20 protein-coding genes and 1 tRNA gene are annotated in these 17,472 nt (G+C 71.9%); 4 read left to right on the top strand and 17 right to left on the bottom strand.

All coding sequences use genetic code 11. The features are described from left to right. Positions 1 to 160 precede the first annotated feature (160 nt). From ABTY59_RS07680 to ABTY59_RS07650, 7 genes are all read right to left on the bottom strand, one after another. A complete protein-coding gene (locus ABTY59_RS07680) occupies positions 161 to 1,009 on the bottom strand; it encodes an RNA polymerase sigma factor SigF (RefSeq protein ID WP_352017993.1) in 849 nt (282 codons plus the stop codon). A 214-nt stretch (positions 1,010 to 1,223) separates the two neighbouring features. After that, positions 1,224 to 1,517 carry a Dabb family protein gene (locus ABTY59_RS07675; protein WP_352017992.1) on the bottom strand — a complete coding sequence of 98 codons (294 nt, stop codon included), beginning with the start codon at positions 1,515 to 1,517 and terminating at the stop codon, positions 1,224 to 1,226. Positions 1,518 to 1,526: 9 nt separating this feature from the next. Then, positions 1,527 to 1,691 carry a hypothetical protein gene (locus tag ABTY59_RS07670; protein WP_352017991.1) on the bottom strand — a complete coding sequence of 55 codons (165 nt, stop codon included), beginning with the start codon at positions 1,689 to 1,691 and terminating at the stop codon, positions 1,527 to 1,529. A gap of 439 nt (positions 1,692 to 2,130) precedes the next feature. After that, positions 2,131 to 2,215, bottom strand: a tRNA-Ser gene (locus ABTY59_RS07665). Positions 2,216 to 2,270: 55 nt separating this feature from the next. Next, positions 2,271 to 2,699, bottom strand: coding sequence for a tRNA adenosine(34) deaminase TadA (tadA, locus tag ABTY59_RS07660; RefSeq protein WP_352018490.1), 429 nt, complete (start codon positions 2,697 to 2,699; stop codon positions 2,271 to 2,273). 89 nt (positions 2,700 to 2,788) lie between these two features. Continuing rightward, the gene (locus ABTY59_RS07655) at positions 2,789 to 3,325 is read right to left on the bottom strand and encodes a tRNA adenosine deaminase-associated protein (protein WP_352018489.1); all 537 of its coding nucleotides are present in this window, start codon (positions 3,323 to 3,325) and stop codon (positions 2,789 to 2,791) included. Between the two features lie 205 nt (positions 3,326 to 3,530). After that, the gene (locus tag ABTY59_RS07650; protein WP_352017990.1) at positions 3,531 to 3,740 is read right to left on the bottom strand and encodes a hypothetical protein; all 210 of its coding nucleotides are present in this window, start codon (positions 3,738 to 3,740) and stop codon (positions 3,531 to 3,533) included. Between the two features lie 92 nt (positions 3,741 to 3,832). Between ABTY59_RS07650 and upp the strand changes: the two genes are divergently transcribed. Further along, positions 3,833 to 4,468 carry a uracil phosphoribosyltransferase gene (gene upp, locus ABTY59_RS07645; protein WP_015034991.1) on the top strand — a complete coding sequence of 212 codons (636 nt, stop codon included), beginning with the start codon at positions 3,833 to 3,835 and terminating at the stop codon, positions 4,466 to 4,468. Between the two features lie 28 nt (positions 4,469 to 4,496). On the opposite strand, the gene ABTY59_RS07640 is transcribed toward upp, so the two are convergent. Both ABTY59_RS07640 and ABTY59_RS07635 read right to left on the bottom strand, forming a co-directional pair. Beyond that, on the bottom strand, positions 4,497 to 5,123 hold the full coding sequence (locus ABTY59_RS07640) for a LytR C-terminal domain-containing protein (protein WP_352017989.1): 627 nt from the start codon (positions 5,121 to 5,123) through the stop codon (positions 4,497 to 4,499). A 112-nt stretch (positions 5,124 to 5,235) separates the two neighbouring features. Next, positions 5,236 to 5,532 (bottom strand): type II toxin-antitoxin system VapB family antitoxin, encoded by a 297-nt coding sequence (locus ABTY59_RS07635; protein WP_030209440.1) that lies wholly within the window; start codon positions 5,530 to 5,532, stop codon positions 5,236 to 5,238. Positions 5,533 to 5,629: 97 nt separating this feature from the next. On the opposite strand from ABTY59_RS07635, the gene ABTY59_RS07630 reads away from it, so the two are divergent. Beyond that, a complete protein-coding gene (locus ABTY59_RS07630) occupies positions 5,630 to 7,285 on the top strand; it encodes a helicase HerA-like domain-containing protein (RefSeq protein WP_352017988.1) in 1,656 nt (551 codons plus the stop codon). A 28-nt stretch (positions 7,286 to 7,313) separates the two neighbouring features. On the opposite strand, the gene ABTY59_RS07625 is transcribed toward ABTY59_RS07630, so the two are convergent. The 5 genes from ABTY59_RS07625 to ABTY59_RS07605 form a co-directional block, all read right to left on the bottom strand. Continuing rightward, a complete protein-coding gene (locus ABTY59_RS07625) occupies positions 7,314 to 8,867 on the bottom strand; it encodes a M28 family metallopeptidase (RefSeq protein ID WP_352017987.1) in 1,554 nt (517 codons plus the stop codon). 114 nt (positions 8,868 to 8,981) lie between these two features. Then, the gene (locus ABTY59_RS07620; protein WP_352017986.1) at positions 8,982 to 9,602 is read right to left on the bottom strand and encodes an HhH-GPD-type base excision DNA repair protein; all 621 of its coding nucleotides are present in this window, start codon (positions 9,600 to 9,602) and stop codon (positions 8,982 to 8,984) included. A 42-nt stretch (positions 9,603 to 9,644) separates the two neighbouring features. After that, entirely contained in the window at positions 9,645 to 10,580 is a 936-nt protein-coding gene (gene pip, locus ABTY59_RS07615; RefSeq protein WP_352017985.1) for a prolyl aminopeptidase, read from the bottom strand. Between the two features lie 10 nt (positions 10,581 to 10,590). Then, positions 10,591 to 11,178, bottom strand: a complete 588-nt coding sequence (locus ABTY59_RS07610; protein WP_352017984.1) for an RBBP9/YdeN family alpha/beta hydrolase — start codon at positions 11,176 to 11,178, stop codon at positions 10,591 to 10,593. Positions 11,179 to 11,256: 78 nt separating this feature from the next. After that, on the bottom strand, positions 11,257 to 11,895 hold the full coding sequence (locus ABTY59_RS07605; protein ID WP_352017983.1) for a TetR/AcrR family transcriptional regulator: 639 nt from the start codon (positions 11,893 to 11,895) through the stop codon (positions 11,257 to 11,259). A 162-nt stretch (positions 11,896 to 12,057) separates the two neighbouring features. On the opposite strand from ABTY59_RS07605, the gene wrbA reads away from it, so the two are divergent. Beyond that, complete coding sequence (wrbA, locus tag ABTY59_RS07600) at positions 12,058 to 12,666, top strand: NAD(P)H:quinone oxidoreductase (RefSeq protein WP_352017982.1); 609 nt, start codon at positions 12,058 to 12,060, stop codon at positions 12,664 to 12,666. Between the two features lie 68 nt (positions 12,667 to 12,734). On the opposite strand, the gene ABTY59_RS07595 is transcribed toward wrbA, so the two are convergent. Together ABTY59_RS07595 and ABTY59_RS07590 are read right to left on the bottom strand one after the other, a co-directional pair. After that, positions 12,735 to 13,022 carry a metal-sensitive transcriptional regulator gene (locus ABTY59_RS07595; protein ID WP_352017981.1) on the bottom strand — a complete coding sequence of 96 codons (288 nt, stop codon included), beginning with the start codon at positions 13,020 to 13,022 and terminating at the stop codon, positions 12,735 to 12,737. A gap of 79 nt (positions 13,023 to 13,101) precedes the next feature. Further along, positions 13,102 to 13,734, bottom strand: coding sequence for a TetR/AcrR family transcriptional regulator (locus ABTY59_RS07590; RefSeq protein ID WP_352017980.1), 633 nt, complete (start codon positions 13,732 to 13,734; stop codon positions 13,102 to 13,104). Positions 13,735 to 13,798: 64 nt separating this feature from the next. On the opposite strand from ABTY59_RS07590, the gene ABTY59_RS07585 reads away from it, so the two are divergent. Beyond that, entirely contained in the window at positions 13,799 to 15,202 is a 1,404-nt protein-coding gene (locus ABTY59_RS07585; RefSeq protein WP_352017979.1) for an MFS transporter, read from the top strand. A gap of 12 nt (positions 15,203 to 15,214) precedes the next feature. Here ABTY59_RS07585 and ABTY59_RS07580 read toward each other — a convergent pair whose 3' ends face one another. Beyond that, positions 15,215 to 17,377 (bottom strand): TerD family protein, encoded by a 2,163-nt coding sequence (locus ABTY59_RS07580; RefSeq protein WP_502995341.1) that lies wholly within the window; start codon positions 17,375 to 17,377, stop codon positions 15,215 to 15,217. Between the last annotated feature and the right edge of the window lie 95 nt (positions 17,378 to 17,472).

Below are 17,472 nucleotides of genomic sequence, written 5' to 3'. Positions count from 1 at the left end.
CGGCGGGGCTGCGGCAAACTCGGTTCCAGCAGAATGTCACATGTCGGCAACACGCTGTAGTGACTTGTCGACACTGCGAGGGGTCATTTCCGCAGGAAACAAGGGGTGTACGGCATTTGGGGCGCCGGATAACTGCTCCGAACCGGTCTACCCGTTCTGGTTACGCTTCGATCCTGTTTGCGGATCTCAAGCGGGCGAAGCTGCGGGCGAGGAGCCTTGACACGTGCATCTGCGAGACGCCCAGCTCCTGACTGATCTGAGACTGGGTCAAGTTGCTGTAGTAGCGCAGCATCAGGATCCGCTGCTCCCGCTCGGGCAGCTGGACGAGCAGATGGCGCACCAGGTCGCGGTGCTCGACACCGGCCAGGGCCGGGTCCTCGTAGCCGAGCCGGTCGAGCAGTCCGGGGAGCCCGTCGCCCTCCTGCGCGGCCTCCAGGGAGGTCGCGTGGTACGAGCGGCCCGCCTCGATGCAGGCGAGCACCTCGTCCTCGCCGATGCGCAGCCGTTCGGCGATCTCGGCGGTCGTGGGGGAGCGGCCGTGAGCGGTCGTCAGGTCCTCGGTGGCGCCGTTCACCTGGACCCAGAGCTCGTGCAGCCGGCGGGGCACGTGCACGGTCCGGACGTTGTCGCGGAAGTACCGCTTGATCTCGCCGACGACGGTCGGCATGGCGAAGGTGGGGAACTGCACGCCCCGGTCGGGGTCGAAGCGGTCGATGGCGTTGATCAGGCCGATGGTGCCGACCTGGACGACGTCCTCCATCGGCTCGTTCCGGGAGCGGAAGCGGGCCGCCGCGTACCGCACGAGCGGCAGGTTGGCCTCGATGAGGGCCCCGCGCACCCGGTGGTGCTCCGCGCTGCCCGGTTCCAGGTTCTTGAGCTGCCCGAAGAGCACCTGGGTGAGGGCGCGGGTGTCGGCGCCGCGGGTGCTCTGGGGGCGCGCGCGGGGGGCCTCCTGGCCGCCGCCCGCCTCGTGCTGGGGAGGGACCTGAGGTGCTGTACTGGCCGGCACGTTCACGCCACCCCTTTGGCTGGTGTTGCTGGTCGACTGGGTCAACTACGGTCAACTCATCCGTCAAAAGCGGTCATAGCATCACAAGACATGTCCACTGTGTGCAAGCACCGCATAGCACCGTGTTGAGGGCATGGTGGCGGAAAAAGGGGAGGTCACGCACGGAAAAGGCCCCCCGCCGCGACGGCAGGGGGCCTCGGAGTGAAACGAAGCCCTAGAAGGCGTAGTCCGCGATCACCCAGGTCGCGAACTCGCGCCACTGCGCGACGCCCGCCTGGTGCGCCGGGTGGTCCAGGTAGCGCTGGAGCGCGTCCGTGTCCTCGACGGCCGAGTTGATGGCGAAGTCGTACGCGATCGGGCGGTCCGTGATGTTCCAGTCGCACTCCCAGAAGCGCAGCTCCGGGATCTGGTCGCCGAGCGCGCGGAACGCCTCGACGCCGGCGACCACGCGCGGCTCGTCGCGCGAGACGCCGTCGTTGAGCTTGAAGAGGACCAGATGGCGGATCACGGAGAGCTCCTAGTTGACGAGTTCGGTCATGAACTGGCCGACTCCCTGGGCGGCGCTGGAAATGCCCTCGAACCCTACCTGCACCAGATCGGCGGCCCGGGCCGGGGAGGTGACGATCGTGTACAGCACAAAGACCACGACCGCGTACAGCGCGATCTTCTTCGCCTGCGCCATCTGCCCAGCCCTCCCCTGTTCCCCCGCCGTACGAACCGCGCCACTCTAACCGAGCCCTTATGGACCAAGGGCCCTGCGATCGAGGCCTTTCGCCGCCCCCCGGAAGGGTGACGGGCGCGCAGTATGGATGTCGAGCCCGGCGGATCTGGCAGGAATCGGCGGGGCTCGAAGGAACCGGCCCGCACTGCGGGGTCCGCGCCGCGAGCTTCCCCCTGAACGCGGCGCAGGACCGGCAGGTCCGGTTCTCATCGGGGGGAGCGGCTTGTCCCCCCGATGCCGTTCCCCCCGTCCTCCGTGAGAAGGCCCCGGTCCGCGCCGTGCGCGCGGACCGGGGCCTTCCTCGTCCGTGGGCCTCTTCCTCCGTCCGCGCGCCTTCTCCGTGCGCGCGGGAGATACGCCGAAGGGCCCGACGCTGATGCGTCGGGCCCTTCGATCGAAGCGGTAGCGGAGGGATTTGAACCCTCGGTGAGTTTCCCCACACTCGCTTTCGAGGCGAGCTCCTTCGGCCGCTCGGACACGCTACCGAGAGAGAGCTTAGCCCAAAGTCCCGCTGCGATGAAATCCGTATCCCGCCGCAGGTCAGCGGGCGCGGAAGAAGGCCGTCAACTGGGCGGCGCACTCCTCGCCGAGAACGCCCTGGATCACCTCGGGCCGGTGGTTGAGCCGCCGGTCCCGGACGAGGTCCCAGAGCGAACCGGTCGCGCCCGCCTTCTCGTCGAGCGCCCCGAACACCACCCGCTCGACGCGCGACTGGACGAGCGCGCCCGCGCACATCACGCACGGCTCCAGGGTCACGACCAGCGTGCACCCCGTCAGCCGCCACTCCCCGGTCACCGCGGCCGCCCGGCGCAGGGCGAGCACCTCGGCGTGCGCCGTGGGGTCGCCGGTGGCCTCCCGCTCGTTGTGCGCGCGGGCGAGGACCGCGCCGTCCGGGCCGAGCACGACCGCGCCGACCGGTACGTCACCGGCCGGCGCGGCCGCGTCGGCCTCGGCGAGGGCGAGCCGCATGGCGTCCCGCCAGGGGTCCCGCACGGGGTCGGGCACGGCGTCCGCGACGCGCGCGTCCGCCGGCTCGGGAACAGGTACCGCGGATGCCACTAGCGGACGGCCTCCAGGACCTCGGCGGCGCCGAGCGCGTCGGCGATCTCCGTGAGCGCGTCGCTGTCGAGGGCCAGCAGGTCCTCCGCCGACATCCCGAGGTCCGCCAGGATCAGCCGGTCGCCCACCGGAGCGGCCGGGACGGCCTCGGCGGCGACGGAGCCCGCCTCGTCGTCCTCGTCCGCGTCGCCGTCGAGCGGCTCACCGTCCTCGGTGCCGTCGAGGTCCAGCGTCTCCAGGTCGTCGACCAGGTCGTCCAGGTCGTCACCGAGGAGCTCCCGGGTGAGCATCTCCCCGTACGAGGAACGGGCGGCGGCGGCTCCGTCCGAGACGTAGATGCGAGGGTCTTCCTCACCCTCGATCCGGACGATCCCGAACCACGCGTCCTCCTGCTCGATGAAGACGATCACCGTGTCGTCGTCCGAGGCCTCACGGGCCAGCTCGGCCAGATCCGACAGGGTCTCCACGTCGTCGAGCTCCGTGTCGCTCGCTTCCCACCCGTCTTCGGTGCGCGCGAGCAGTGCGGCGAAGTACACCTGACTCTCTCCCACTGATCAGAGGTGTGACGTTCCGGCGGCGCGCTCCTGATGCCCCGCCCAATCGGCATCGTGACAGAAACGACGCGATCAGGAGAGGTCTTCGGCTCTTGCGTCGTGCATCAGTCTGAACGACCCCGCGATCGGGCGGGCGCGCGACCCCGGCGCACGATGGGGGCGCACAGCGGATCCCCCGGCCGTGACCTCACCACCGGAAGGTCCTCATCCGCATCGCCTGGCGCATCCGTGCCGCCCGGGCGCGTCGCGGCTGGACGCGCTCGCGCAGCGCCTTGGCCTCGCCCAGCTCGCGGAGGAACTGGGCGCGGCGCCTGCGGCGCTCCGCGTCGGTCTCCGGTGCCGGCGCCCGTGCCGCCCCCTCGGCGGCTTCGTCGGCCGGTTCTTCCAGGTCGGGCATGGGCCACACCACCCCATCGCTGGGTCCCTGTGCCCCCACCTTCCCCCAGCGCGGTGGGTCGACGCCAGTGTTCGGCGGGCTACTGTTGAGTCATGCGTCTCCACGTCGTCGACCACCCCCTGGTCGCCCACAAGCTCACCACCCTGCGCGACAAGCGAACGGACTCCGCGACCTTCCGCCGTCTCGCCGACGAGCTGGTCACCCTGCTCGCCTACGAGGCCACCCGGGACGTGCGGACCGAGCAGGTCGACATCGAGACCCCCGTCACGCCCACGACCGGCGTGAAGCTGTCGTACCCGCGTCCGCTGGTGGTCCCGATCCTGCGCGCCGGGCTCGGCATGCTCGACGGCATGGTCCGGCTGCTCCCGACGGCCGAGGTCGGCTTCCTGGGCATGATCCGCAACGAGGAGACGCTGGAGGCGTCGACCTACGCGACGCGGATGCCGGAGGACCTCTCGGGCCGCCAGGTGTACGTCCTGGACCCGATGCTGGCGACCGGCGGCACGCTGGTCGCGGCGATCCAGGAGCTGATCAAGCGCGGCGCCGACGACGTGACCGCGGTCGTGCTCCTCGCCGCCCCGGAGGGCGTCGAGGTCATGGAGCGCGAGCTCGCGGGCACGCCGGTGACCGTCGTGACGGCCTCGGTCGACGAGCGTCTCAACGAGAACGGCTACATCGTCCCGGGCCTGGGCGACGCGGGCGACCGCATGTACGGCTCCGCCGAGTAGGCAACAGCCGGCTCCGCCGAGGAGGAGCTCAGCACTTCCCGGTGGGAGCGGGCGCGGGCTTGGTCAGGGTGACCAGGGCCGCGTCCGCCGTCGCCTTCGGGGAGAGCGTCTTGAACGCGGTCCCGATGATCAGGTCGACGTCGGCCGTGCCCCGGGTGTCCGTCTTGGCCGTGGCGCCCGCGAGCTGGGTGCCGAGGACCGGAAGGGCGCCCTTGGTGGCCGTGGGCGCGCCGAGGAGCAGACCGGCGCCCGGGACCTTCTTGTCGTAGGCGGCGGGCGCGTTGCCCACCTTGCCGATCTTGAAGCCGCGTTTCCTGAGCTCGTCGGCGGTCGTCTTGGCGAGCCCGCTGCGCGGGGTCGCGTTGTAGACGTTGACCGTGATCTGCGCGGGCTTGGGAAGGGCGGCGGCGGGTGCCGTGGTCGCCTTCGGCGCGGGCTTGCAGTCGGCCTGTTTCCCGGCCGTCGTCTTCGTGCCGTCGCCGGAGAACACGTCGACGAGCTGCAGCGTCCCCCAGCCGGCCGCGCCGAGCACGACCACGGCGGCGGCGGACGCGAGGACGATCCTGCGCCGGCGGTGGGGGCGGCGCATGCGGGGGTAGACATCCCCCGTGATGCGGTACTTTCCGCCCATGCCGGGGGGAGTGAGCATGCTCATGAACGCAGCGTAATGCCGCCCGTCGGCGATGCCTACTTGATGATCATGTGATCGCGTCCGGATGGGCGTGAACTGACCCCGAAAGGGTCAGCCGGTCAGGGGACCGGAGGCCTCAGTCGAGCTCCAGGACGCGCGCGTGCAGCACCTGGCGCTGCTGGAGCGCCGCGCGGACGGCGCGGTGCAGTCCGTCCTCGAGGTAGAGGTCGCCCTGCCACTTCACGACGTGCGCGAAGAGGTCGCCGTAGAAGGTGGAGTCCTCGGCGAGCAGGGTCTCCAGGTCCAGCTGGCCCTTGGTGGTCACCAGCTGGTCGAGGCGGACCGGGCGCGGCGCGACGTCCGCCCACTGCCGGGTGCTTTCCCGGCCGTGGTCGGGATACGGCTTTCCGTTTCCGATGCGCTTGAAGATCACACGGAAAGCCTACCGGGCGAGCGGCTCCCGGCGCAGCCACGCGAGGGCAGTGGGATGCTGGTCCAAACCGTGACAAAACCGGAATCGGGGTCCCGTCATGAGCGTCAGCGAGCCGCCGCCCGCCTCTCCCACGGGGCCGCCCGCGCCCCCTGCCGCGTCGCCCGCGGCCCCCCTGACGCCGCCCGCAGCCCCCCAGGCGCCCGCCTCCCTCGCGGCCCCCGCCGCCGAGATCGCCGCCGGGTACGCCTTCGACGGACCCGCACTCGAACTGGGGGCTCTGCTCTGGGACGGCGTCTGTCACCCGGAAGCGCGCATCCGCGTCCCGCTGCCCGTCCTCAACCGCCACGGTCTGGTCGCCGGAGCCACCGGCACCGGCAAGACGAAGACGCTCCAGCTGATCGCCGAGCAGCTCTCGGCGAACGGGGTCCCGGTCTTCCTCGCCGACATCAAGGGCGACGTCTCCGGGATCTCGGCGCCCGGCGCGGACGGCGAGAAGGTGCGGGAGCGCGCCGGGCAGGTGGGCCAGGAGTGGCAGGCGCGCGGATTCCCCTGCGCCTTCTACGGGCTGGGCGGCACCGGCCCCGGCATCCCGGTCCGCGCGACGGTGACGAGCTTCGGTCCGCTGCTGCTCTCCAAGGTGCTCCAGCTCAACCAGACGCAGGAGCAGTCGCTCGGCCTGATCTTCCACTACGCCGACGCCAAGGGCCTGGAGCTGTTCGACCTCAAGGACCTGCGGGCGGTGGTCGCGTTCCTGGTCTCGGACACCGGGAAGGCCGAGCTGAAGGGGATCGGCGGGCTCTCGACGGCGACGGCCGGGGTGATCCTGCGGGCGATCACGGCCTTCGAGCAGCAGGGCGCGGGGGACTTCTTCGGGGAGCCGGAGTTCGACACGAGCGAGTTCCTGCGGACGGCGGAGGACGGGCGCGGGGTCGTGTCCGTCCTGGAGCTGCCGGCCGTGCAGGACAAGCCGCAGCTGTTCTCGACCTTCCTGATGTGGATGCTGGCGGACCTCTTCGCCGACCTGCCCGAGGTCGGCGACCTGGAGAAGCCGAAGCTGGTCTTCTTCTTCGACGAGGCGCACCTGCTCTTCAAGGGGGCCTCGAAGGCCTTCCTGGAGTCGATCACCCAGACGGTGCGGCTGATCCGCTCGAAGGGCGTCGGGGTCTTCTTCGTGACGCAGACCCCGAAGGACGTGCCCTCGGACGTGCTGGCGCAGCTCGGCAACCGGGTGCAGCACGCGCTGCGCGCCTTCACCCCCGACGACGCGAAGGCCCTGAAGGCGACGGTGCGGACCTTCCCGAACTCGCCGTACGACCTGGAGGAGGTGCTCACGGGCCTCGGTACGGGCGAGGCCGTGGTCACCGTACTGAGCGAGAAGGGGGCTCCGACGCCGGTGGCGGCGACCCGACTGCGGGCCCCGGAGTCGCTGATGGGCCCGGTCGGGGCGGCGGCCCTGGAGGCGGCGGTGAAGGCCTCGCCGCTGTACGGGCGGTACGCGGAGGCGGTGGACCGGGAGTCGGCGTACGAGAAGCTGACCGCCGAACAGCGGGCGGCGGAGGAGGCGGCGCTCCGGGCGGCGGAGGAGAAGGAAGCAGCGAGGGCTCCCGCTCCGAAGGGTCGGAAGGAGGAGCCCTCGCTCGCCGAACAGGTGGTGGGCAGCGGGATCTTCACGTCCCTGGCCCGCTCGGTCGGCACCCAGCTGGGCCGGGAGATCAGCCGCTCGCTGTTCGGGACGGCCCGCCGCAGACGCTGACCGGGCGGGCGGCCCACGCCACGGCTGACTAGGCGGTCACCTCGTCGTGGTCGCCGTGCAGGCCGCCGCCGCTGCCCGCGTCACCGGTGGTCGGTGTGGAGACGACCGGCTTGCGCAGGGAGGAGATGTCGTGGGCGTAGGTGCCCACGGCGTTGGCGATGACGTCGATGTTGACGTCGAAGGCCTTCATGTCGACGTTCGCGAGGTCGTCGCCCTTGGCGTGGTAGTTCACGTCGTACGCGACGCCCGCCGTGCCGCCGAACTTGGCCGCCTGGGCGGCGGTCTTGATGCCCTCGGCGCCGGTGAAGGTGCCGCCGGAGGGGATGCCGACCGCGATGAACGGGCCGTAGTCGGAGCGGCCGGTGAAGTCGGTGCCCTCGTGCGGGACCCCGCGCCCGTCCATGAAGTCGGTGATGTCGCGCTCCAGTTGGGCGGAGCCCTCGGGGCCTGCGCCCGAGCCGACGCCGTCCGAGTTGTCGCCGTCGTACACGAACAGGCCGTAGTTCGGCGAGGCGATCATGTCGAAGTTCAGGTAGAGCTTGATCTCCTTGCGGCCCAGCTCGCTCAGGGTGTCGACGTAGTGCTCGGAGCCGAGCAGGCCGACCTCCTCCGCCGACCACCAGGCGAAGCGGACCTTGTTGCGGACCTTGTCCTTCGACTTGGCGAGTTCGAGGGCGGTCTGCAGGAGACCGGCCGAGCCGGAGCCGTTGTCGTTGATGCCGGGGCCCGCGGTGACGGAGTCGAGGTGGGAGCCGAGCATGACGGTGTTGGCGGCGTTGCCGCCGCGGGTCTCCGCGATGACGTTGTTGGTGACGCGCTTCTCCTGGAGCTGGCGGATCTCGAAGGAGAGCGAGACCGGGCCCTTGGCGAGGTCGGCGGCGAGCTGCGTGCCCTCGGCGAGGCTGATCCCGCCGGTGGGGATCTTCCCGGAGGCCGGGTCGCCGAGGGTGCCGGAGAGGACGCCGTCGACGTTGTTGTAGACGACGGCGCCGACGGCGCCGGCCGCGGCGGCGTTCTGCTGCTTGATGGCGAAGGAGCAGACTCCGCGCTTGATCAGCGCGATCTTCCCGGTGAAGGCGCCGGTGGCGAAGTCGCCCGGCTCGCAGCCGGTGGAGCCGTCGGCGTCGACCGGGACGGCGGCGAGGTCGGCGGTGACGCCGCCGACCGGGGTGGACTTCGTGTACGTCATGGCCCTGATGTCGAGCGCGCGGGGCGCGGGCGCGACGACGGAGGCCTTCTCGGCGAGCGTCTGGGTGTAGATGAAGTCGAACTGCTGGTACCGGACGTCGTATCCGGCCTTCTTCAGCTGCGTGTACACATACGCGGCGGAGGCGTCGTGGCCGAGGGTGCCGGCCGCCCGGTTGCCGCCGGCCGAGTCGGCTATCGCCTGGAACTTCTGCAGGTGCTTGTAGGCGTCCTGGGCGGTGGTTTCGCGGACCAGCTTCTTCGCCAGCCTGGCGGCGTCGCGGGCGGGTGCGGCGCCCGGGTCCTGTCCCGCGGTGGCGGGGGAGGCAAGGACCAGCGGGGTGGCGAGGGCGGCGGCGGCGAGGATGGCCGCGGCTCGGCGCTGGGATGCGTTCACAGAAGTCCTTCCCGGTACGGACGAGGTTGAGGGGAAGCTAGCGATCTGGGGGCATTCTGTGAACAGATCCGACGCAATTCCTGTCAGGTCGCACAGGAATGACATACGGACTTCTCAATTCCCGTCCGAATGGCCGCCCTTCGGTGCTTTCGCGGCCTTCGCCGCCTTGGCGGCCGCCTTCATCTCCTGCTTGTGCGCGCGCACCTTCGCGAGCGACTCGGGCCCGGTGATGTCCGCCGCCGAGCGGTGACAGTCCTCCTCGCCGTAGAGCCCGGCCGCCTCCCGCCAGCCCGTGGGCCGCACCCCGTACTGCTTGCCGAGCAGGGCCAGGAAGATCTGCGCCTTCTGCTTCCCGAAGCCGGGCAGCGCCTGGAGCCGCGCGAGCAGCTCCTTCCCGGTCGCCGCGTCCGCCCAGACGGCCTCGGCGTCGCCCCCGTACTCCTCGACGAGGAACTGGCACAGCTGCTGGATCCGGTGCGCCATCGAGCCCGGGTAGCGGTGCACGGCGGGCTTCTCGGAGAGCAGCGCGGCGAACTCCTCGGGGTCCCGGACGGCGATCTCCCGCGCGTCGAGGTCGTCGTGGCCCATGCGGGTCGCGATCGTGTACGGGCCGGAGAACGCCCACTCCATCGGGACCTGCTGGTCGAGGAGCATCCCGACGAGCGCGGCGAGCGGCGACCGCCCGAGGAGCGCGTCGGCCTCCGGCTGCTGGGCGAGATGGATCTCGGGACTCATGGGACCAGCATCACGCGGGCGCGTGCGGCCCGCCCGGTGGGTTCACCCCTTCGCGAAGCGGTCGAGGGCCGCCCGGACCAGTTCCCCGGTCTCCCCGCCGCCGAGGTGTCCGGCCTGCTCCACCACGTGCAGCTCGGCGTCCGGCCAGGCGCGGGCCAGCTCCCAGGCGGTGGTCAGCGGCCCGCCCATGTCGAGCCGGCCGTGGATCAGGACCCCGGGGATGCCGGCGAGCCGGTGCGCGTCGCGGATCAGGGCGCCCTCCTCCAGGAAGGCGCCGTGCGCGAAGTAGTGCGAGCAGATCCGGACGAAGCCGAGCCGGGTGTCGTCGACGCGGTCGGTGTACGGGGTGCCCATGCCCTCCATGGACAGCACGGCGTCCTCCCAGGCGCACCAGTCCGCCGCCGCCTTCTCCCGTACGGCCCGGTCGGGATGGTCCATGAGGGCCGCGTACGCGCCGACCAGGTCCTCCGCGTGGTCCGCGCCCGCCCGGAAGCGCTCGTGGGCCTCGGGGAAGAAGCGGCCGACGCCCTCGTACAGCCAGGCGGTCTCGGAGCGGCGGGTGGTCGTGACGGCCGCGATCACGATCTCCGACACGCGTTCCGGGTGCGCCTGGGCGTAGGCCAGGATCAGGGTCGAGCCCCAGGAGCCGCCGTACAGCAGCCACTGCTCGATCCCCAGGTGCTCGCGCAGCCGCTCCATGTCGGCCACCAGGTGCGCGGTGGTGTTCACGGACATGTCGGCGGCCGGGTCGCTCGCGTGCGGGGTGGAGCGCCCGCAGCCGCGCTGGTCGAAGAGGACGATCCGGTACGCCTCGGGGTCGAACCGGCGCCGGGCGTGCGGCGAGGACCCGGAGCCCGGCCCGCCGTGCACGACGAGCGCGGGCTTGCCGTCCGGGTTCCCGGAGACCTCCCAGTGGACACGGTTTCCGTCGCCCACGTCGAGCAGGCCCTGGTCGTACGGTGCGGTCACGGGATGCATCCGGCCGACGCTACCGGCCGGGACCGTCCTGCTGCGCGCCGTTTCCCCGCACCCGTACGGTCGGGTCCTCGCACCACTCCAGGACGGAGGGCCACTCCCCGTACCCCGAGTCGGGGTTGAGGTGCTCGCCGTCCGGCACGAGGTCCAGGTCGAGGCCGAGCGGGATGCCGTAGTGCAGGTCGGCGCCCTCGGGGCAGTACGGGTCCCCCTCCCCGTACACGAGGCGCGCCTTGAGCCCGGACTCCGTGAGGTCGAGGCCCTCGGCGAAGGCGGCGATCTCGGGGATCGAGGCGGTGACCCCGGGCGAGGGCGGCGCGACCAGGAGGACCCGGTCGGCGTCGGGCCGGCGCCGCCCGGCGCGCAGCCACAGCAGCACCGACAGGCTGTGCGCGAGGACCACGAACTCGCCCTCGGCGGGGCGCTCCCCGTGCTCCTCCAGGGCGTCGAGCCACGCGTCGAGGACGGGCGCGTCCGGATCGGGCAGCTGGGGGTAGCGGACCTCGTGGCCGCGCTCGCGCAGCCGCTCGGCGAGCCAGTGCTGCCAGTGGGCGGGCGGGCGGCGGTTCTCGAAGCCGTGCAGGATCAGATACGTGGTCATGGCGAGATCCTGCGCCGCCGGAGGCCCCGGGTCCACCACCATCCGTACCGTGGTCCCCGGGGCCCGTCGGGGTCCCGCCTAGTCCCGCAGGGTCAGCAGCGCCCGGATGCCGGCCTTGAGCCGGTCCGCCGGCAGTTCCTGCTCGACCGTCAGGTGGTGCATCACGTCCGGGGAGAACGGCGCGAGCGCCAGGTGCGCGAGGAGCGTGCTGTCGCTGCCCGGCTTGAGCTGCCCGATGAGCAGGGCCATGTGCGTGTGCATGACCCGGTAGGCGCCGCTGTGGTAGCGGGCCCGCGGCGCGGCGGAGTGCGCCGCGAGCAGCAGCGCGCGCTGCGCGGCGACCCGGTCGACGAGCCCGTCGAGGAAGGCGTCGAGGCGTTCGGCGGCCGGGGCGCCGGGGCCCAGCGGGGGAGGGCCGCTCATGTACGCCTCCTGGAAGCGGCGCTCGCGGTCGTCGAGGAGCGCCCACAGGAGCTGGGAGACGTCGCCGAAGCGGCGGTAGACGGTGCCGACGCCTATGCCGCTGGCGTGCGCGACCTGGTTCATGGTGACCGCGTCGGGGCCCTGTTCGGCGACGATGCGGGCGGCGGCGTCGAGGATCCTGCGCCGGTTGCGCGCCGCGTCGGCGCGCTCGGGGGCCGGGGTGCCGAGGGTGGGGAGCAGGCTGAGTTCCTGCGCCGCCGCGCTGTCTCCGGCCCGCGGGTTCTCCGTGCTCATCTGTCGACTCCTGTTCGCTGAGCCCCGTTCCCCCGTCGGTCGCTTTCTGATGCGAGCATACCTGTTCCCCTTGCAAAGCGGATAGCAATCCGCTTAACCTCTGGGTGTGGAAGCGGAAAGTGATCCGCTTCACTCGTCCAGTCCGGCTGAGGAGAGTCCACCATGTCCGTCAAGGTCGCCGTCATCTACTACTCGGCCACGGGGTCCGTCCACCAGCTCGCCCAGGCCGTCGCCGAGGGCGCGGAGAAGGCGGGCGCCGAGGTCCGCGTGCGCCGGGTGCCCGAGCTCGCCCCGGACGCCGCGATCGACGCGAACCCGGCCTGGCGCGCCCACGTGGACGCCACCGGTGACGTGGAGGTCGCCACGCTGGAGGACCTGGAGTGGGCGGACGCGTACGCGCTCGGCTCCCCGACCCGCTTCGGCAACGTGGCCGCGCAGCTCAAGCAGTACGTGGACACGACGGGCGGGCTCTGGCAGCGCGGCGTCATGGCGGACAAGCCGGCGACCGCCTTCACCAGCGCGCACAACGTCCACGGCGGCAACGAGTCGACGCTGCTCGCGCTCTACAACACCTTCCACCACTGGGGCTCGGTCATCGTCTCGCCCGGCTTCACCGACCCGGCGGTCTACGCGGCCGGCGGCAACCCCTACGGCACGGCCCACCCGGGGGCGAACGGCGCGCCCGGCGAGGACGTCCTGGAGGCCGCCCGCTACCAGGGCCGGCGCCTGACCCGCATCGCGAAGCGCCTGAAGGGCCTCGCGGACGACTGACGGCGATACGGGAAGCACCCCCGGGGCGGCGGCCCCGGGGGTGCTTCCCGTTGTGCGGCGTGCCGCCGCTACGCCAGCGAGAGGAAGAGCTTCTCCAGCCTGGCCCGCATCTTCTCGGGGTCCTCGCCGTTCTTCCGGCCGCCCTCGATGTCGGTCAGGCACTGCTGGAGGCCGGTCGCGATGATCGCGAACCCGGCCCGGTCGAGGGCGCGGGACGCGGCGGCCAGCTGGGTCACGACCTCCTCGCAGTCACGCCCCTCCTCGATCATCCGGATCACGCCGGAGATCTGGCCCTGGGCCCGGCGCAGCCGGTTCAGGACCGACTTGAGCTCGGCGCCCGCGAGATCGAGTTCCACTGCCACTCCTCCATGGATACCCCAGGGGGTAATTTACTCCCCGGCGCGGGGTTCCGTCGAAGACCAAGGATGACACCTGTCAGGGCGTGTAGCGGCGGAGGAACATCTCCACGCCGTCGACGACGAGCCGCTCGCCCAGCTCCTCGGTGAGCTCCGTCCCGTACTGCTCGAAGACCATCTGCGGGAAGACGAGCAGCGCGTACAGCTGGAGGACCGCGACCTCCAGGTCCGGGATCGCGAGCCGGCCCCGGTCGGCGAGCGCGCGCAGGGCGTCCGCGACGGCGGGGTGGTGTCCGGCCGGGCCGTGCGCCCTCCAGGCGCGGCCGAGCTCGGGGAAGCGGTGGAGTTCGGTGGCGACGAGGGTGCGCAGGGCGCGGCCCTCCTCGTCCTCGCGCACGGCCCGCGCCCAGGCGCGCCCGGCCTCGGTGAGGGCGGCGCGCAGGTCCTCGGCGTCGGGGAGCCGGGAGAGGTCGGGGCCTTCGGCGTCCCCGTGCAACGGTTCGTCCAGGGCGCCGGCGACGACGGCGGTGAAGAGGGCTTCCTTGCTGCCGAAGTGGTTGTAGACGGTCACCTTGGAGACGCCCGCCTCGGCGGCGATGGCGTCCATGCCGACGCCGAAGCCCTCGCGGAGGAAGAGGTCGCGGGCGGCCCGCACGACGGCCTGCCGCTTGCGGGCGGCGCGGGGGCCGGTGGGGGCGGGCTTGGGGTCCATGCCGGGAGCGTACCAAGGGAACTGTACCGTTGAGTTCAACTGTACTGTGCCGTACAGTTCAGTTATGCCTGCCGACACCGCCCCCGCAGACCTCCGTCCACGCCGCTGGACGGCCCTCGCGCTGATCTGCGCGGCCCAGTTCATGCTGATCCTCGACGTCACCGTCGTGAACGTCGCCCTGCCCGCCGTCGCCGCCGACCTGGACCTCGGACGCACCGCGCTGACCTGGGTCGTCGCCGCGTACACCCTCTGCTTCGGCGGCCTGATGCTCCTCGGCGGACGCCTCGCCGACGCCGTCGGCGCCCGCCGGACCCTCCTCACCGGACTCGCCCTCTTCACCGCCGCGTCCCTGGCCTGCGGCCTCGCGCCGAACGCCGAGATCCTGCTCGCCGGCCGGGCGGCCCAGGGCATCGGCGCCGCCCTCCTCTCCCCGGCGGCCCTCGCCCTCGTCACGACCACGTTCCACGGCCCGGAACGGGCCAGGGCCCTCGGCGTCTGGGCCGCGATCGGCGGCACCGGCTCCGCCGTCGGCGTCCTCCTCGGCGGCGCCCTCACGGCCGGCCCGGGCTGGCCCTGGATCTTCCACGTGAACGTCCCGACCGGCCTGGCGCTGCTCGCCATCCTCCCGAGGCTCCTCCCCGTGGACACCCGCACCGGCCGCACCGGACACCTCGACGTCCCCGGCGCCCTCCTCGTCACCGCCGCCACCGGCGCCCTCGTCCACGGCCTCGTCCGCGCGGGCGACGACGGCTGGACCTCACCCGTGACCCTGCTGTCCCTCCTCGCCGCGATCGCGCTGTACGGGACGTTCGCGGCGACGGAACGCCGGACCCGCACCCCCCTGATGGACCTGAGGATGCTCACCCGCCGCCCGGTCGTCGCCGGCTCCCTCCTCATGCTGGTGGCGACGGCTCTCCTGATCGCGTTCTTCTTCCTGGGCTCGCTGCGGCTCCAGCGCGTCGACGGCCTGGACGCCTTCCGCACCGGGCTCCTCTTCCTCCCGGTCGCGCTCACCACGGCGATCGGCGCCCACCTCGGCTCCCGCCTGGTCACCACCGCCGGCCCGCGCGCCTGCGCCGCCGGCGGCATGGCCCTCGCGGCCGCGGGCTGCCTGCCCCTCGCCCTCCTGACGCCCACCGCCGACCCCTGGACGACCCTCCTGCCGTCCCTGGCGACGGCGGCCCTCGGCCTCGGTGCGGTCTTCGTCACGGCGACCACGACGGCCCTCGGCCTCATCCCCGCCCACGAGGCGGGCCTCGCCTCGGGCATCGTCAACACCTTCCACGAACTGGGCGGCACCCTCGGCGTGGCCCTCGCCTCCACCCTCGCCCTGGGCGCCTCCACGACGGGCTACACGACCGCCTTCACCCTCTGCGCCCTCACGGCCGCCGGCACGGCCTTGGCGGCCCCCCTCCTCACCCCCCGAGGCAGGCCCCACCACCCGAGCGGGGCCCACGGGCTGCACTGACGTGCGGGGGGCTCAGCCCGGTGTCCCGGCCGGCGTGACGGCGGCCCGCGCCCGGGGTGCCCGCCGCTGCTCGAACTGGCCCATGTGGGTGACCACGGACCCGTAGAAGCGGTCGACCGCCTCGTCGATGCTGCGAATGAAGCCCGACTCCGTGCTGCCCCGGCTGTTGCCCATGCCCTTGAAGAGCGAGAGCCGGAAACCGGTGATCACCGCACCGTCCTTGGGCAGCAGGTCGCCCGGCTCGGGACGGAGGCGCTCCAGCGTTCCCCGCGGCCCGCTCCGACCCTCGAGCAGCGTCTCCACATGGAGGTCGGCGGGAGCCTCGTCCAAGGCCCTCAGGAGGCGCTTCGCGACGGAGAGGGGGTACGCGCCGTCCGGGGAGGGCACGTCGATGGACGTGCGGATCTTTCCGGTACGCAGGTCCGCCGTGATCGACAGGATGCTCTGCGCGCCGTCGACGCGCAGCTCCGCCGCGAGCTTGCCCTCCTCGCAGAGACGGTCGGCGAGCGCCGTACGCCGGGACTTGGGGTCCGTGCCGCGGCTGGCCCGCTGCACGGGCAGGGTCTTCTGGCCGAGTTCGCCGCCCAGCCGCAGACAGACCTGGCGGATCAGGCGCTCCCAGTTCTCCACGACCTCCACCGCGCGGGGATCGCCCTGACAGAGCGTCTCCGCGTCGATTCCGTTGCGTACGGGCACCCACGACGGCCCCATGTTCTGGAAGCCGTGACAGCCGGAGTTCTCGTGCTGGAGGTAGTGGAGCAACTCCTGGAGCAGCCAGGCGTGCGCGGCGTTTCCCACGCCCTCGTGCCTGATCAGCATCTGGGCCTGGTGGGCCACCTCGGCCCACGAGAGGTGCCAGAGCGAGACCTTGTGCTTGCGCCTGCCGTCCGTCTTGACCTCGACGAGCGGACTGCCTTCGAGAGCCACGTCGTTGGACAAGGTGATGACGGCCTCGTACCCGCGTCTGGCGGCGATGTCCATGTAGTTCTGGACCTGCTCGGACTTCAGCGGATTGCCGTTGGTCTTGGTCTCCACGAGGGCCGTCCAGAGCTTCCCCGCCCGCTCCGTCCGAATCACCCCGTCCGGTCGCTTCGGGCTGTCTCCGTGGGGGAGCGAGACCTCGGTGAATGTCTGCATGCGGCCGGCGGGCGCTCCGAAGCCGGCGGTGAGGCGTCGCCCGAACTCGGGCACCTCCGCCATCACCGAGAGCAGGACGGACGTCGCACGCACCTCGCGCTCCCGGTCGCTCTTGTACGAGGGAACGGGGAAGAGACGCGCCGGCTTCCAGGTGTCGTTCTCCGCCAGGGACTTCTTCGCGGCCTTCGGGAGGGTGACCTTCTTCTTGGCCGTCCGGGCGGCCCGGCGTCGGGCCGGTTCAGGCGTCTCCTCTGTCGTGGTGGAGGCAGGAGCGGCGACGGACTGGGAGCCCGTGTGGTCCGGGCCGGGCTGCGGGGGGATCGCGGCGGTGCCGACGGCCTCAGGTGCGGAAGGCACGGGGAGGGGAATGGAGCCGGCCGCCTCGGCTTCGGCGAAGCCGGGAGAGACGCCGGTCGCGGCTTCGCCGCGCTCCGCACCGAGCTCCCGGTCGTCCGCGTCGTCGTGGACCTCCTGCTGGTCCTCGGTCTCGTCTCCCTCGTCGACGGCGATGCCAAAGTCGGTGGCGAGTCCGGCGAGTCCGGTCTCGTATCCCTGGCCGACGGCACGGAACTTCCACTCGTCGTTCCGCCGGTAGAGCTCACCGAAGATGAACGCCGTCTCGACGGTGGCGTCCTCGATGGAGAAGCCGAGCAGCGCCTCGCCCGAGCGATCGGTGACCGTCATGCGCAGGTCGTTCAGCTCGCCGAAGCAGTTGCCGCCGTACTGGCTCGCTGCCACGACGATCCTGGCGACGTCCTCGGGGATCGCCGTGAGGTCCAGACTGATCCGGTCCTCGCTGCCGTTCTCCGTCGGGACTTTGCCGAGCAGCTGCACGCTGCCGTCCTCGGCGGAGGGGTGGTTGTAGAAGTAGAAGTCGGTATCGCCGCGCACCTTGCCGCTGCCGTCGACGAGCAGCACGGAGACGTCCGCGTCACCGTCGCCCGTCGCACTGCTCCAGCTGAGACCCACGACGACCGCGCCGCTGTCTTCGCTGAGGGTGGCCAGCCCGATGTTGGCCCCCTTGGACATCTCGTGCATGCGTCCCCCCGGACCCTCGCGATGTGATGTGCGCCCCAAGGGGGAACCGTAGCGTCCGCAACGTGAGGTCGGGGAGGAAATGTGAAAGCCGGACG

This window comes from Streptomyces sp. NPDC096079, from assembly GCF_040303145.1.
Taxonomy (GTDB): Bacteria; Actinomycetota; Actinomycetes; order Streptomycetales; family Streptomycetaceae; genus Streptomyces.
The sequence above is the reverse complement of the archived record's forward strand: the minus strand, read 5'-3'. Positions and strand labels throughout refer to the sequence as shown.